Raw genomic sequence first — 13,288 nt, 5'->3', positions numbered from 1 at the left:
CGCGCCCAGTGCTAGGCGCATTTCCTGCACAGGTCTACAATCGCCCTCCTCGCTTTTACATCGCCGTCCACACTGATGCCGACCTGCACGCTTTATCCCCTGCCCTACCAGCCCGACCCTGCCGCCTATTTCGCCCGCCTGCGCCAGGCGCCCGGGGCGATCTTGCTCGACAGCGCCCGCCCCGGCGCCGAGCGAGGCCGCTTCGACCTGCTTAGCGCCTGGCCACTGCAACACCTGCAGGCCCAGCCCGGCGAAGCGGGCCGCGCCTTCCTGCAGCGCCTGCGTGACGGCCTGCATCAACTGGGCGAGGCGCAGTTGCCCGACGGTATCGAGCTGCCGTTTGCCGGCGGCCTGATCGGCTACCTTAGCTACGACTTCGGCCGCCGCCTGGAGCATCTGCCCAGCCTGGCCGTGGATGACCTGGGCCTGCCCGACGCCCAACTTGGGCTGTACGCCTGGGCGCTGGTAACCGACCATCTTCTGGGTACCAGCCAACTGGTGCTCCACCCTGGCCTTGCCACTGAAGAACGCGAACGCCTGATCGCCCTGTTCGAAGCACCCGACAGCGCTACGGCTGGCGATTTCAACTTGCTCGCCCCGATGCACGGCGATCTGCAGCCCGAGCACTATCAGGCGGCATTCGATCACGTACAGCGCTACATCCAGGCCGGTGACTGCTACCAGATCAACCTGACGCAACGCTTCCGCGCCCCCTGCAAAGGTGACCCGTGGCGCGCCTACCAGGCCCTGCGCAAAGCCTGCCCGACGCCGTTCTCCGGCTACCAGCAACTGGCCGACGGCAGCGCACTGCTCAGCTTCTCCCCCGAACGCTTCATCCGCGTCAGCCAAGGCCAGGTCGAAACCCGGCCGATCAAGGGCACTCGCCCGCGCTCGGCCGACCCAGCCATCGATGCGCGCAACGCCGAAGAGCTGCGCCACAGCCCCAAGGATCGTTCGGAAAACCTGATGATCGTCGACCTGCTGCGCAACGACCTCGGCCGCACCTGCCAGATCGGTTCGGTGAAAGTGCCCGAGCTGTTCAGCCTGGAAAGCTACCCCAACGTGCATCACCTGGTCAGCAGCATCACCGGCCAACTGGCCAGCGACAAAGACGCACTGGACCTGATCGGCGACAGCTTCCCCGGTGGCTCGATCACCGGGGCGCCGAAAATCCGCGCCATGCAGATCATCGATGAACTGGAGCCCAGCCGCCGCGCGCTGTATTGCGGCTCGCTGCTGTACGTGGATGTGCGTGGCGAAATGGACAGCTCCATCGCCATCCGCAGCTTACTGGTCAAGGATGGCCAGGTCAGTTGCTGGGGCGGCGGCGCAGTTGTGGCGGACTCCGACTGGCAGTCGGAATACGAGGAGTCGATTGCCAAGGTGCGGGTGCTGATGGAAACCCTGCAAAGCCTTTGAGGCGGCGTCTACTCCGCCATTTTTTGTTACCATCACCTCATTACGAGCGCACAGCGCCACAGCCTAGATGGAAACCGCCTGATGAGCCAACCCTTCGACGTCGCCGCCCTGGCCGCGACCTACGCCAGCAAGTCCCCCCAGGACATCCTCAAGCTCGCCTTCGAACATTTCGGCGACGATCTATGGATCTCGTTCAGTGGTGCCGAGGACGTGGTGCTGGTCGACATGGCCTGGAAGCTGAACAAGCAGGTCAAGGTATTCAGCCTCGACACTGGCCGCCTGCACCCCGAGACCTACCGTTTCATCGACCAGGTGCGCGAGCAATATAACCTGCCGATCGAAATCCTCAGCCCTGACCGCGCCAAGCTCGACCCGTTCGTCAAGGAAAAAGGCCTGTTCAGCTTCTACAAGGACGGCCACGGCGAGTGCTGCGGCATCCGCAAGATCGAGCCACTGCGGCGCAAACTCGCCACCGTCAGCGCCTGGGCCACCGGCCAGCGCCGCGACCAGAGCCCGGGTACCCGCAGCCAGGTCGCCGCACTGGAAATCGACAGCGCATTCTCCACACCCGATCACACCCTGTACAAATTCAACCCCTTGGCGCAGATGACCAGCGCGGAAGTCTGGGGCTACATCCGCATGCTCGAGCTGCCGTACAACAGCCTGCACGAACGCGGCTTCATCAGCATCGGCTGCGAACCGTGCACACGCCCGGTGCTGCCGAACCAGCACGAGCGCGAGGGCCGCTGGTGGTGGGAAGAGGCGACCCAGAAGGAATGCGGCCTGCACGCCGGCAACCTGATCAGCAAGGCCTGATTCGCAGGCAAACAAAAACCGGCCCTTGGGCCGGTTTTTTCATGCGCTACGTACTCAGTGCACCGGCAACTCTACGCCTTCGAACAGCTCTTCGAGTTCCTGCTTGTTGTGGCACTGGATGGCCTTGGCCATCACTTCACGGGTCAGGTGCGGGGCGAACTTCTCGATGAAATCGCACATGAAGCCGCGCAGGAAGGTGCCGCGACGGAAGCCGATCTTGGTGATGCTGGCTTCGAACAGCTCGCTGGCATCCAGGGCGACCAGGTCACTGTCGAGTTTGGTATCGACCGCCATCTTGGCCACGATGCCCACGCCCAGGCCCAGGCGCACGTAGGTCTTGATCACGTCGGCGTCGGCGGCAGTGAATACCACCTTCGGCGTCAGGCCGCGATGGTTGAACGCTTCGTCCAGCTTGGAGCGGCCGGTAAAACCGAACACGTAAGTGACGATCGGGTATTCGGCAACCGCCTCCAGGGTGAGCTTCGGCAGTTTGGTCAGCGGGTGGCCCTGCGGCACTACCACGCAGCGGTTCCACTTGTAGCACGGCATCATGATCAAGTCGCCGAACAGCTCCAGCGCCTCGGTGGCGATGGCGAAATCGACGGTGCCGTCAGCGGCCATTTCGGCGATCTGCATGGGCGAGCCCTGGTGCATGTGCAGGGCCACTTCCGGGTACTGCTTGATGAAGCTGCTGATCACCGGCGGCAGTGCGTAGCGCGCCTGAGTGTGAGTGGTGGCGATGGACAGCGTGCCCTTCTTCTCGTTGGAAAACTCCTGGGCGATCTGCTTGATGCTCTCGACCTTGCGCAGGATTTCGCCAGCCGTATTGATGATGCGCTCACCCGCCGGCGTCACGCGAGTCAGGTGTTTGCCGCTGCGGGCAAAGACTTCAACACCCAGTTCATCCTCGAGTAGGCGGATCTGCTTGCTGATCCCCGGCTGAGAGGTATACAGACTCTGCGCCGTCGCGGAGACGTTGAGGTCGTGGTGCGCCACTTCCCAGATGTAGCGCAGTTGTTGAAGCTTCATAGGTTTCCCTCGAATCAGCGGTAAGTCAGCGGCAGCAGGCAGCGACGAGATATAACTATATTAGTGGTTAACGAAATAAAACTAGAACTATTTTGTTACACGCCACGCCGAAATAGCCTACTGCCAGCTTCACGTTTTCCTACGGCCGAGATGCTGCGAGAGCGGCACCATGTACACCGGCACCGGTGACAACTGCAGCAAACGCACCGCCGTGCGGCCGATCGGCACATCCACCCCGGCGCCCGCACTGTGGCTACCAAAGATCAGCAGGTCGACACTCAGCCGCTGCGCCTGCTCGAGGATCACCTGCGCGGGGTCACCCTGACGCACCCGTACCGCCTTGATCACTGCAAGGTCCGCGTCCTCGCCCAACTCTTCGCGAAAGTTCTCCAGCACCCGCTGCTCGATGTTGGCCATCACGGTATTGACGCCCTCGCTGTGCAGTTCATCCAGCGTCTGTTCGTCGAGGTAGCTTTGCAGGAGGGATTCGGCGAACTGGCCCATCGGTTCCACCGCGTGAATCACGTACAGCTCCGCGCCAAAGGTGCGGGCCAAGGCCAGGGCATGTTGCATCACGAAAGGGGCATAGACACCGAGGTCGGTGGCGTACAGCATGGAGCGGATCATTCGACCTCCTCGACTGCCGTTGCGGCAGAGCAAGCTACAGCTTAGCAGCGCGCCGCAGCCTCGCCTGGCCGTCTGGCGCACTGCTGCCGCGGGCTGCAGGAGGGTTCAGCCAGCGCGATTGGCGCGGTCGATGAAGGCCAGCGCCTGGTAAAGCATCTGCATGCGCGGCAGGCTGCAACCCGCCGCGCGTGCCCGGGCCAACGGCTCGGCATAAATGGCCTGCAGTTCCAGAGGGCGTTGCCCAGCGTGATCGTGGTACATGCTCGGCCAGTAGTCAGGCATCTGCTCGGTGACACGGAACAGGTGGTCGGCATAGCCCTCGGGCAGTTCATGGCCACAGGCTGCAGCACCCTGTACCACTTCAGCCATCAAGGCCTGGATGAGTTCGCGCGTGTCGGTGTCAGCCATCAACGGCGTGGTGCTGGCACCCAATAACACCGACAGGCCATTGTAAGGCACGTTCCACACCAGCTTCTGCCAGCGTGCCTGGCCAAGGTTGTCCATGGCCTGCGAGTCGACACCGGCGGCACGGAACAGCGCGGCCCCTTCCTCGACAATCGCAGCACCGCCGTCATCGGCCGGCCCACTGTGATACCCCAGGTTGACCGCACCCAGCGCCTGATGGCGGATCACACCCGGGCTCAGGCGGTTGACACAGATAAAGCACAGGCCGCCCAGCAGGTGCAGGCTGCCCGGCAAGGCCGGCCGCAACTGTTCTTCCACCCCCAGCCCGTTCTGCAGCAGCACCACCTTGGCATCAGCTGCGGCTGCCTTTGCAATCAGCGGTGCAAGCTCGGCATTGCTGGTGGCCTTGGCGCCCACCAGCAGCCAATCGCACGGCGGCATGTCGGCGGCACTGGCATAGGCCTGCACCGCTATTTGTACATCCCCATGCAGCGCGCTTTCCAGCTTCAAGCCTTGCTCGCGAACCACGGCGTATTCGCTTCGCAACAGAAAATGCACATCGAAACCGGCGCGCGCCAACATCAGCCCATAGAAGCCTCCGATGGCACCACTGCCAATAATGCCGATGCGCGGTTTGCGAGGGCTCATGCGGAACTCCTGATTAGATGTCGGTGCGCTTTTTTACACCTTTTTGGGCGTTTAGCGCACCCTAATGGCAGCACAGGGCTGTTGCAGCAGGGAAAAACCCTGTACGGCCGCGGCATAGACCATTGTCGCGCCACCTGTAACGCGCTAAGGTTCGGCTCCCCGCTGCGAACATTCTTGCTGCTGGGCCGCACGGGGATTGCTGGCGGCCGGCACCGTGACCTGACGAGTAACACGATGGCTGATTTACCGATCGACGACCTTAACGTTGCCTCCAACGAGACCTTGATCACCCCCGATCAGCTCAAGAAGGAAATCCCCCTCAGCGCCAAAGCCCTGCAGACCGTGACTGCCGGCCGCGAAGTGGTGCGCAATATCCTCGACGGCAAGGACCATCGCCTGTTCGTCGTAGTCGGCCCGTGCTCCATCCACGACATCAAGGCCGCGCACGAATATGCCGATCGCCTGAAGGTGCTGGCTGAGGAAGTTTCCGACACGCTGTATCTGGTGATGCGCGTGTATTTCGAGAAGCCGCGCACCACGGTCGGCTGGAAAGGCTTGATCAACGACCCGTACCTGGATGACTCGTTCAAGATCCAGGATGGCCTGCACATTGGCCGCCAGCTGCTGCTGGACCTGGCCGAAAAAGGCCTGCCGACTGCCACCGAAGCGCTCGACCCGATCTCCCCGCAGTACCTGCAGGACCTGATCAGCTGGTCGGCGATTGGCGCCCGCACCACCGAGTCCCAGACCCACCGTGAAATGGCATCGGGGCTGTCCTCGGCGGTCGGCTTCAAGAACGGCACCGATGGCGGCCTGACCGTGGCCATCAACGCATTGCAATCGGTGTCCAAGCCGCATCGCTTCCTCGGTATCAATCAGGAAGGCGGCGTGTCCATCGTCACCACCAAGGGCAACCCTTACGGCCATGTAGTGCTGCGCGGTGGCAACGGCAAACCTAACTACGACTCGGTCAGTGTCGCCCTGTGCGAACAGGACCTGGCCAAGGCGAAGATCAAGGCCAACATCATGGTCGACTGCAGCCACGCCAACTCCAACAAGGACCCAGCCCTGCAGCCGCTGGTCATGGAGAACGTCGCCAACCAGATCCTCGAAGGCAACCAGTCGATTATCGGCCTGATGGTCGAAAGCCACCTGAACTGGGGTTGCCAATCGATCCCGAAAAACCTGGAAGAACTGCAATACGGTGTATCGGTCACCGACGCCTGCATCGACTGGGCCGCCACCGAGAAGACCCTGCGCAGCATGCACGCCAAGCTCAAGGGTGTACTGCCCAAGCGCCAGCGCGCCTGAGCTTCGCTTTAAACCAAAACGCCGGGGCCGCTTTGCGGCCCCGGCGTTTATAGATGTGCGGCTTGTGCTGCAGCGCTCAAGCCTTGCTCGAGTGGCGCTGCTGGCGCTCCATGTAACGCTCTACATAAGAGCACGAAGGGATCACCGTGTAGCCCATCTGGTCGGCGTACTCCAGGGCCTTTTCGGTCAGCGCTGCAGCAATACCACGGCCGCGCAGGGCGTTGGGTACGAAGGTGCGATAGATATCCAGCGTCTGCTTGCCCAGGTCCATGTACGTCAGGTAGGCACGATGACCGTCCACGTTGGTCTCGAACTGATGACCGGCCTGGTCATGGTGGATGGTCAGCGCTTCAGTCATCACTACTCCTCGCAGGTCATTTCGGCTGACCCTTACCTTAACCGACAGTGGTTTTATCCGGCGAAGGAACCTCTACGCCACCTCATGCCCCTTGGACCGCGGGCGGTTTGCAATGGTTCTACCGGGCCGGGCCCCCAAATAGTAGGCGCGACAGGCGGGATTGCTCAAGGTGGCGGCTGTTAAAAAGTAGCAGTAACAGGGGAATCCCATGCCCTGCGCGCCCCGCAACAACAGCCGGATGTTCATGGGCTTAAGACGCTGACGGACCGTTTAAGTCACCCTTAGTTCAACAAAAAAGTTCCCGTACTACAAATGCTTGCGACACCTGGACGGTTTTCTCAAAAACCGCCTGCAAATCGTGACGGCAACGCCATCAGCAACAATTTTTTTGCAGTTCTTGCGCTCAGTCAGTTTACTTACTACAAGTAATGGGTACTATGTACGCCGGCCAGTTTCTCTTTCCTGAGAGATGGCTATTTAATAGAAAGTCCTTGAAGGGGAACACGATGAACAACGTTCTGAAATTCTCTGCTCTGGCTCTGGCCGCAGTTCTGGCTACCGGTTGCAGCAGCGTATCCAAAGAAACCGAAGCTCGTCTGACTGCGACTGAAGACGCAGCAGCTCGCGCTCAAGCTCGTGCTGACGAAGCCTACCGTAAGGCTGACGACGCACTGGCAGCCGCTCAGAAGGCTCAGCAGACCGCTGACGAAGCCAACGAGCGCGCTCTGCGTATGCTGGACAAAGCCAGCCGCAAGTAATAATCCTCACGGATTGTTAAGAAGCCGATCCACTTGTGGGTCGGCTTTTTTATTGCCGTAACAAAAGCATATGGCGCACATGAAAAAGCCTGCGCCAAGGGTTAACCTGGCGCAGGCTCCGGATGTGTCGCTTAAGGCTTACTGCAACTCTGGTGGGATGCTCGACACCATCGGTGCTGCACCCTGATTATCGACCGGCACGGCAATTTCAACCGGCATGCCATCTTCGGCGGCGACCACATCGCGCACCATGTCCCAGTTCATGCGCAGGTTGTTCGCCAGGTCTTCACGCTTGAGCAGGGCATTGATGACCGCAGTGTGCTTGTCCACCACCGACGGGTTGCCTTGGTCATCAAGCGGTGTGTGCGCCTCGAGATATACCTTGCCGCCACTGATGCCGAACTTGTAGGGCTCGTTGATGATACGCACCGGCGTACCCACCGGGACCATCTTCGACAGTTCAAGCACATTGTTGTTGAGCATGCGGAAGCAACCATGGCTAGTGCGCATGCCGATGCCGAACTTCTTGTTGGAACCGTGGATCAGGTAACCGGGCACACCCAGGGTGAACTTGAACGGCCCCAACGGGTTGTCCGGGCCTGCTGGCACCACAGTGGGCAGGATGTCACCGTCGGCGGCGTGCTCGGCACGGATCGAGGCTGGCGGGGTCCAGGTCGGGTTCGGGGTCTTGGCGGTGATCTTGGTGTTGGCGATGGGCGAGCCCCAGCCTTCACGGCCGATGCCCAAGGGGTAGGTGTGCACTACGTTCTGCCCTTTCGGGAAGTAGTACAGACGGTATTCGGCAAGGTTGATGACCACCCCTTCACGCGGCCCGGGCGGCAACACGTAACGGGTCGGCAGGATGATCTCGGTACCGGCGCCCGGCAGCCAGGGGTCGACACCCGGGTTGGCGGCGATCATTTCCAGATAGCCGAGGTCGTTGGCGGTGCCGATGTCGGCGAAGGTGTCCTCGTACTTGGCCTTGATCACCTGCACCTGGCCGACGACGTCTTCACCGGGCGGCGGCAGCGGCAGCTCCAGTGCAACGGCGGGGCCAGCTACCAGCAGGCTGGCCAGGGTCAGGCAACGGGTGACGGCGGGAAAGCGCGGCAACATCCGGTAAATCCTTCGAAAGGTGGGACAAGAGGATCGATTGTACACCCGCCCCGAGCCAAGCGGGAGGCATTGGCGGCCTTCAAGCGTTTCAGATGATGAAAGGCGCGAGGAGTTCCTGTGCCAATGGCCCCTTCAGAGCTCTGGCCAAACCGGGCGCATGCCACGCCGCTGGGCGTCGAGGATCGCCCGGCACAGGTCGCACAGGCGGCCATCCCGGTAGATCGAGCGCTGCACGCCAGACCAGCGCGGTTGTGCCGGCAGCAGCCCGCCGCACAGGGTACGATCGACCGGCACTCCCAACTCGAGTTGGCGGGCGGCCAGATGGACGCGGATTTCCTGGCAAGCGAACAGGTCGAGCTGCTCATCGGGCTCGATCAGTTGGTAGGCATACAAGGACCAGGCAGGGCGCGGCATTGGGGGCTCTCGAAACGGGGGGCGCAACATTATCCGAAAGCCGGCCCCGTTTAAAGCGTCACAGCAAGGGTTTTATCGCCGGCCAGGCATTTTCCAGCAACCGCTGCTGCGCGCCTTGTGCCGGGTGGATGCCGTCGGCCTGCATCAGCTCGGGCACACCCCCTACGCCCTCAAGGAAAAACGGCACCAACGGCACCTGCTTCTCCGCCGCCAGCTGTTCATACACCTTGGCAAAGGCCGTGGTATAGCGCACCCCGTAATTGGGCGGCAGGCGCATCCCCAGCAGCACCACCTTGGCACCCGATTTGCGCGAGCGCTCGATCATCGAAGCAAGATTTTGTTGCAATTGCTCTGGCGGCTGCCCCCGCAGGCCATCGTTGCCGCCCAGCTCCAGCACCACAAGGCTTGGCTTGTGCGCTGCAAGCAGCGCCGGCAGCCGCGCCTGGCCACCTGCACTGGTGTCGCCGCTGATCGACGCATTGATCACCTTGTCGTCGAAACCTTCGTCCTTGAGCCGGGTCTGCAACAAAGAGACCCACCCTTGGCGGGTATCCAGGCCAAAACCGGCGCTGATACTATCGCCAACAATCAGCAGTGTTCCCGCCGCCGCGCTCTGGGCCAGGCAATACAGAGCCAGACCGGCACTCAACCACCACACTCGCATTGGATTCTCCATGGGCCCCAGCATTCTCGTTGCGCAGAACCTTAGCAAAGTGGTCCCCAGTGCGGAAGGTGACCTGACCATCCTGCACGCGCTCTCCCTCGACCTTGCCCAAGGCGACAGCCTGGCCATTGTCGGCGCTTCAGGCTCGGGCAAGTCGACCCTGCTGGGGCTGCTCGCCGGCCTCGACCGCCCAAGCGCCGGGCAGGTGACCCTCGCCGGCCATGACCTGGGCCCGCTGGATGAGGACCAGCGCGCCCGCGTGCGCGCCGAACACGTCGGTTTCGTGTTCCAGTCGTTCCAGTTGCTCGACAGCCTCGACGCGCTGGAAAACGTCATGCTGCCGCTGGAGCTGGATGGCCGCCGCGATGCCCGCGAACAGGCGCGTACCCTGCTCGAGCGTGTTGGCCTGGGCAAGCGCCTGACCCACACGCCACGCCAGCTGTCCGGCGGCGAGCAACAACGGGTGGCGATCGCCCGCGCCTTCGCCGCCCACCCTGCGGTGCTGTTTGCCGACGAACCCACCGGCAACCTCGACAGCCACACCGGTGAGCGCATCAGCGACCTATTGTTCGAACTGAACAAGGAACGCGGTACCACGCTAGTGCTGGTGACCCATGACGAACGCCTGGCCAGGCGCTGCCGGCGTCTGATCCGCCTGGAGGCCGGCCACCTGGTCGCGCCGGTGGAGGCCTGATGACACACATGCCGTTGTCTCGCCTGTGCGGCCTGGCCTTGCGCCAGCTGCTGCGCGATATCCGCGCCAGCGAAGTACGCGTGCTGTTCTTCGCCCTGCTGGTGGCCGTAGCGGCCAGCACCGCCATCGGGTATTTTGGTGCCCGCCTGAACGGCGCCATGCAGTTGCGCGCCAGCGAGTTCCTCGGCGCCGACCTGGTATTGCAAGGCAGCGCCCCGGCGCGTGACGATCAGGTCAACGCCGGCAAGGCGCTGGGGCTGCGCCACGCCCAGGTCGTGGAGTTCACCAGCGTGGTCGGTGGCGACAGCGGCATTCAGCTGTCGAGCATCAAGGCCGCCGATGGCGCCTACCCCTTGCGCGGGCAGGTCCGCAGCGCCGCCGCACCCTATGCCGAGGAAACACCGGGCGGCGGCCCGGCACCAGGCGAGGTGTGGATCGAGCCGCGCCTGCTGGCGGCCCTCGGGCTGAACATTGGCGACAGCATCGACGTCGGCATGAAAACCCTGCGCATGAGCCGCGTGCTGACCTACGAGCCGGACCGCGCCAACAACTTCTACAGCCTGACCCCGCGGGTGATGATGAACCTGGCCGATTTGCAGGCCACGGGGGTCATTCAACCGGGTAGCCGGGTCAGCTATCGCGACCTGTGGCGCGGCGATGCACAAGCCTTGGCGCACTACCGCGAAGGGCTGGAAAAGAACCTGGCAGCCAACCAGCGCCTGCTCGACACCCGCGATGGCAACCGCCAGATAGGCGGTGCCCTGGGCAAGGCCGAACGCTACCTGAACATGGCCAGCCTGGTGGCGGTGCTGCTGGCGGGCGTCGCCGTGGCCATGTCGGCCAGCCGGTATGCGACGCGCCGCCTCGACGCCAGCGCCCTGCTGCGCTGCCTTGGGCTTTCCCGCCACCAGGCGCTGGGGCTCTACTGCCTGCAACTGGCGATGCTCGGGCTGGTAGCCGCATTGGCGGGTGCCCTGCTCGGCTGGCTGGCGCAACTGGGCTTGTTCCGCCTGCTACACGGGCTGCTGCCGAGCGTGGTGCCACCGGGCGGGGTCGCGCCAGCACTGGCAGGCATCGCCACTGGCCTGGTCGCCCTGGCCGGCTTCGCCCTCCCCCCGCTTGCGGCCCTCGGCCAGGTGCCGCCGCTGCGCGTACTGCGCCGTGACCTGCTGCCGGTGCCAACCAGCAGTTGGCTGGTGTATGGCGCCGCCCTTTTCGCGCTGGGGCTGATCATGTGGCGCCTCAGCCTCGACCTGCTGCTGACCTTCGCCCTGCTCGGTGGCGGGCTGATTGCCGCGCTGGTACTGGGCGGCCTGTTGCTGCTTGGCCTGCGCAGCCTGCGTAAACTGCTGGCCGGCGCCCCACTGACCTGGCGCCTGGGCCTGGGCCAGCTGCTGCGCCACCCCCTGGCGGCCGCTGGCCAGGCACTGGCGTTTGGCCTGATCCTGCTGGCGATGGCACTGGTCGCGTTGCTCCGCGCAGAGCTGCTGGACACCTGGCAGGCACAGCTACCCAAGGATGCTCCCAACCATTTCGCCCTGAATATTCTGCCCGACGACCGCGAGCCTTTCGCCCAGCGCCTGCGTGATGTCAATGCGGCCTCGGCACCGCTCTACCCGGTGACACCTGGCCGGCTTGTGCAGATCAACGAGCAACCCGTCCAGCAGATCGTCAGCAAAGACTCCGCCGGCGAGCGTGCGGTGCAGCGCGACCTCAGCCTGACCTGGGCTGCCGACCTGCCGACAGGCAATGCCCTGACGGCGGGAAACTGGTGGCAGGCACTGCCCTCCGCTGATGAAGTACCAGGTGTTTCGGTGGAGGCTGAACTTGCCGCCAGCCTGAAGGTGCAACTGGGCGACCTGTTGACCTTCGACATTGGGGGCGAGCAACGCCAGGCACGAGTCAGCAGCTTGCGCAGCGTGCACTGGGACAGCTTCCAGCCAAACTTCTACATGATCTTCCAGCCCGGCACCTTGCAGGGCTTGCCCACCACCTACCTGACCAGCTTCTACCTGGCGCCGGGTCATGACCTGGACGTTGTCGCGCTGTCGCGGGCGTTCCCGGCAGTGACCATTCTGCAGGTCGATGCCTTGCTGGAGCAGTTGCGCAGCATCCTCGCCCAAGTCACCCTGGCGGTCGAATACGTGCTGCTGTTCGTCCTGGCGGCGGGGCTGGCGGTATTGTTCGCGGGCTTGCAGGCAACACTGGACGAGCGCATCCGCCAAGGCGCCCTGCTGCGCGCACTGGGGGCGGCGCGGCCGCTGCTGGTGAAGGCGCGGCGTATCGAGTTCGGGTTGCTGGGGGCGGCCAGTGGTGCACTGGCGGCACTGGGTTGCGAGCTGATCACCCTGGTGTTGTACCGCTACGCATTCGCCCTGCAGTGGAGCCCGCACCCATGGCTGCTGGTGCTGCCCCTGGCGGGTGCACTGCTGGTGGGCGCGGCTGGGGTGCTGGGGACGCGGCGGGCGCTGAATGCCAGCCCGTTGGCGGTGCTGCGGGAAGGGTAGTCGCTGAGCTGCAAGCAAACTCAGATCTGCTTTAGCTTGCAGCTCAGTGGCCGTATGTGATGCTGTTCACGTACCAGTTGGCCTCGCCCGTGGGCGTGTGCACCACTACTTCATCGCCCTCCTCTTTCTTGAGCAGGGCACGTGCCATGGGCGAATCGATCGAGATGTAGTCGTTACGCCCATAGATCTCGTCGTAGCCGACGATGCGAAACTTCATGGTTTCGCCATCATCGTTCTCGATCTCCACCCAGGCACCAAAGAACACCTTGCCCTCTTGCTGGGGCGAATAAGCCACCACCCGTACGTCCTCGAGGCGCTTGCGCAGGTAACGGACACGGCGGTCGATTTCGCGCAGCAACTTTTTGTTGTACTGATAATCGGCGTTTTCGCTGCGGTCGCCGAGCGAGGCGGCCCAGGCCACCTTCTGGGTGATTTCCGGACGATACACCCGCCACAGATGGTCGAGCTCTTTCTTCAGCGCCTCATGGCCTTCAGTGGTGATGATGTTGGTGCTCAACAGCG

14 protein-coding genes are annotated in these 13,288 nt (G+C 63.2%); 6 read left to right on the top strand and 8 right to left on the bottom strand.

The window, feature by feature from the left end; translation table 11 throughout:
* Positions 1–75 precede the first annotated feature (75 nt).
* Both pabB and ACFY68_RS20455 read left to right on the top strand, forming a co-directional pair.
* Positions 76–1,419, top strand: a complete 1,344-nt coding sequence (gene pabB / locus ACFY68_RS20460) for an aminodeoxychorismate synthase component I (protein ID WP_387530985.1) — start codon at positions 76–78, stop codon at positions 1,417–1,419.
* Positions 1,420–1,500: 81 nt separating this feature from the next.
* Positions 1,501–2,235 (top strand): phosphoadenylyl-sulfate reductase, encoded by a 735-nt coding sequence (locus ACFY68_RS20455; protein ID WP_346615454.1) that lies wholly within the window; start codon positions 1,501–1,503, stop codon positions 2,233–2,235.
* Between the two features lie 54 nt (positions 2,236–2,289).
* Here the strand turns inward: ACFY68_RS20455 and cysB are convergent, their stop codons facing one another.
* From cysB to ACFY68_RS20440, 3 genes are all read right to left on the bottom strand, one after another.
* Complete coding sequence (gene cysB, locus ACFY68_RS20450) at positions 2,290–3,264, bottom strand: HTH-type transcriptional regulator CysB (protein WP_027593928.1); 975 nt, start codon at positions 3,262–3,264, stop codon at positions 2,290–2,292.
* Between the two features lie 129 nt (positions 3,265–3,393).
* Positions 3,394–3,891, bottom strand: a complete 498-nt coding sequence (locus ACFY68_RS20445; RefSeq protein ID WP_346615453.1) for a universal stress protein — start codon at positions 3,889–3,891, stop codon at positions 3,394–3,396.
* 105 nt (positions 3,892–3,996) lie between these two features.
* Positions 3,997–4,944 (bottom strand): putative 2-dehydropantoate 2-reductase, encoded by a 948-nt coding sequence (locus tag ACFY68_RS20440; protein WP_387530980.1) that lies wholly within the window; start codon positions 4,942–4,944, stop codon positions 3,997–3,999.
* A 234-nt stretch (positions 4,945–5,178) separates the two neighbouring features.
* Between ACFY68_RS20440 and ACFY68_RS20435 the strand changes: the two genes are divergently transcribed.
* Positions 5,179–6,255, top strand: coding sequence for a 3-deoxy-7-phosphoheptulonate synthase (locus ACFY68_RS20435; RefSeq protein ID WP_346615451.1), 1,077 nt, complete (start codon positions 5,179–5,181; stop codon positions 6,253–6,255).
* Positions 6,256–6,331: 76 nt separating this feature from the next.
* Here ACFY68_RS20435 and ACFY68_RS20430 read toward each other — a convergent pair whose 3' ends face one another.
* Positions 6,332–6,613, bottom strand: coding sequence for a GNAT family N-acetyltransferase (locus ACFY68_RS20430; protein ID WP_387530976.1), 282 nt, complete (start codon positions 6,611–6,613; stop codon positions 6,332–6,334).
* A 506-nt stretch (positions 6,614–7,119) separates the two neighbouring features.
* On the opposite strand from ACFY68_RS20430, the gene oprI reads away from it, so the two are divergent.
* Positions 7,120–7,371 (top strand): outer membrane lipoprotei OprI, encoded by a 252-nt coding sequence (oprI, locus tag ACFY68_RS20425; protein ID WP_003259780.1) that lies wholly within the window; start codon positions 7,120–7,122, stop codon positions 7,369–7,371.
* A 138-nt stretch (positions 7,372–7,509) separates the two neighbouring features.
* Here the strand turns inward: oprI and ACFY68_RS20420 are convergent, their stop codons facing one another.
* From ACFY68_RS20420 to ACFY68_RS20410, 3 genes are all read right to left on the bottom strand, one after another.
* The gene (locus ACFY68_RS20420; protein WP_346615449.1) at positions 7,510–8,487 is read right to left on the bottom strand and encodes a L,D-transpeptidase family protein; all 978 of its coding nucleotides are present in this window, start codon (positions 8,485–8,487) and stop codon (positions 7,510–7,512) included.
* A 132-nt stretch (positions 8,488–8,619) separates the two neighbouring features.
* Complete coding sequence (locus ACFY68_RS20415; RefSeq protein ID WP_346615448.1) at positions 8,620–8,901, bottom strand: hypothetical protein; 282 nt, start codon at positions 8,899–8,901, stop codon at positions 8,620–8,622.
* Between the two features lie 58 nt (positions 8,902–8,959).
* Entirely contained in the window at positions 8,960–9,565 is a 606-nt protein-coding gene (locus ACFY68_RS20410; RefSeq protein ID WP_387530965.1) for an arylesterase, read from the bottom strand.
* Between the two features lie 10 nt (positions 9,566–9,575).
* On the opposite strand from ACFY68_RS20410, the gene ACFY68_RS20405 reads away from it, so the two are divergent.
* On the top strand, positions 9,576–10,259 hold the full coding sequence (locus ACFY68_RS20405) for an ABC transporter ATP-binding protein (RefSeq protein ID WP_346615446.1): 684 nt from the start codon (positions 9,576–9,578) through the stop codon (positions 10,257–10,259).
* Positions 10,259–12,766 (top strand): ABC transporter permease, encoded by a 2,508-nt coding sequence (locus ACFY68_RS20400; RefSeq protein WP_387530962.1) that lies wholly within the window; start codon positions 10,259–10,261, stop codon positions 12,764–12,766. Before ACFY68_RS20405 ends, ACFY68_RS20400 begins: the two co-directional genes overlap by 1 nt.
* Positions 12,767–12,809: 43 nt before the next feature.
* Here ACFY68_RS20400 and greB read toward each other — a convergent pair whose 3' ends face one another.
* Positions 12,810–13,283 carry a transcription elongation factor GreB gene (greB, locus tag ACFY68_RS20395; protein WP_387530959.1) on the bottom strand — a complete coding sequence of 158 codons (474 nt, stop codon included), beginning with the start codon at positions 13,281–13,283 and terminating at the stop codon, positions 12,810–12,812.
* Positions 13,284–13,288 lie beyond the last annotated feature (5 nt).

The organism is Pseudomonas sp. NPDC012596 (assembly GCF_042902325.1).
Lineage (GTDB): Bacteria > Pseudomonadota > Gammaproteobacteria > Pseudomonadales > Pseudomonadaceae > Aquipseudomonas.
This window is presented reverse-complemented; position numbering and strand designations above follow the sequence as displayed.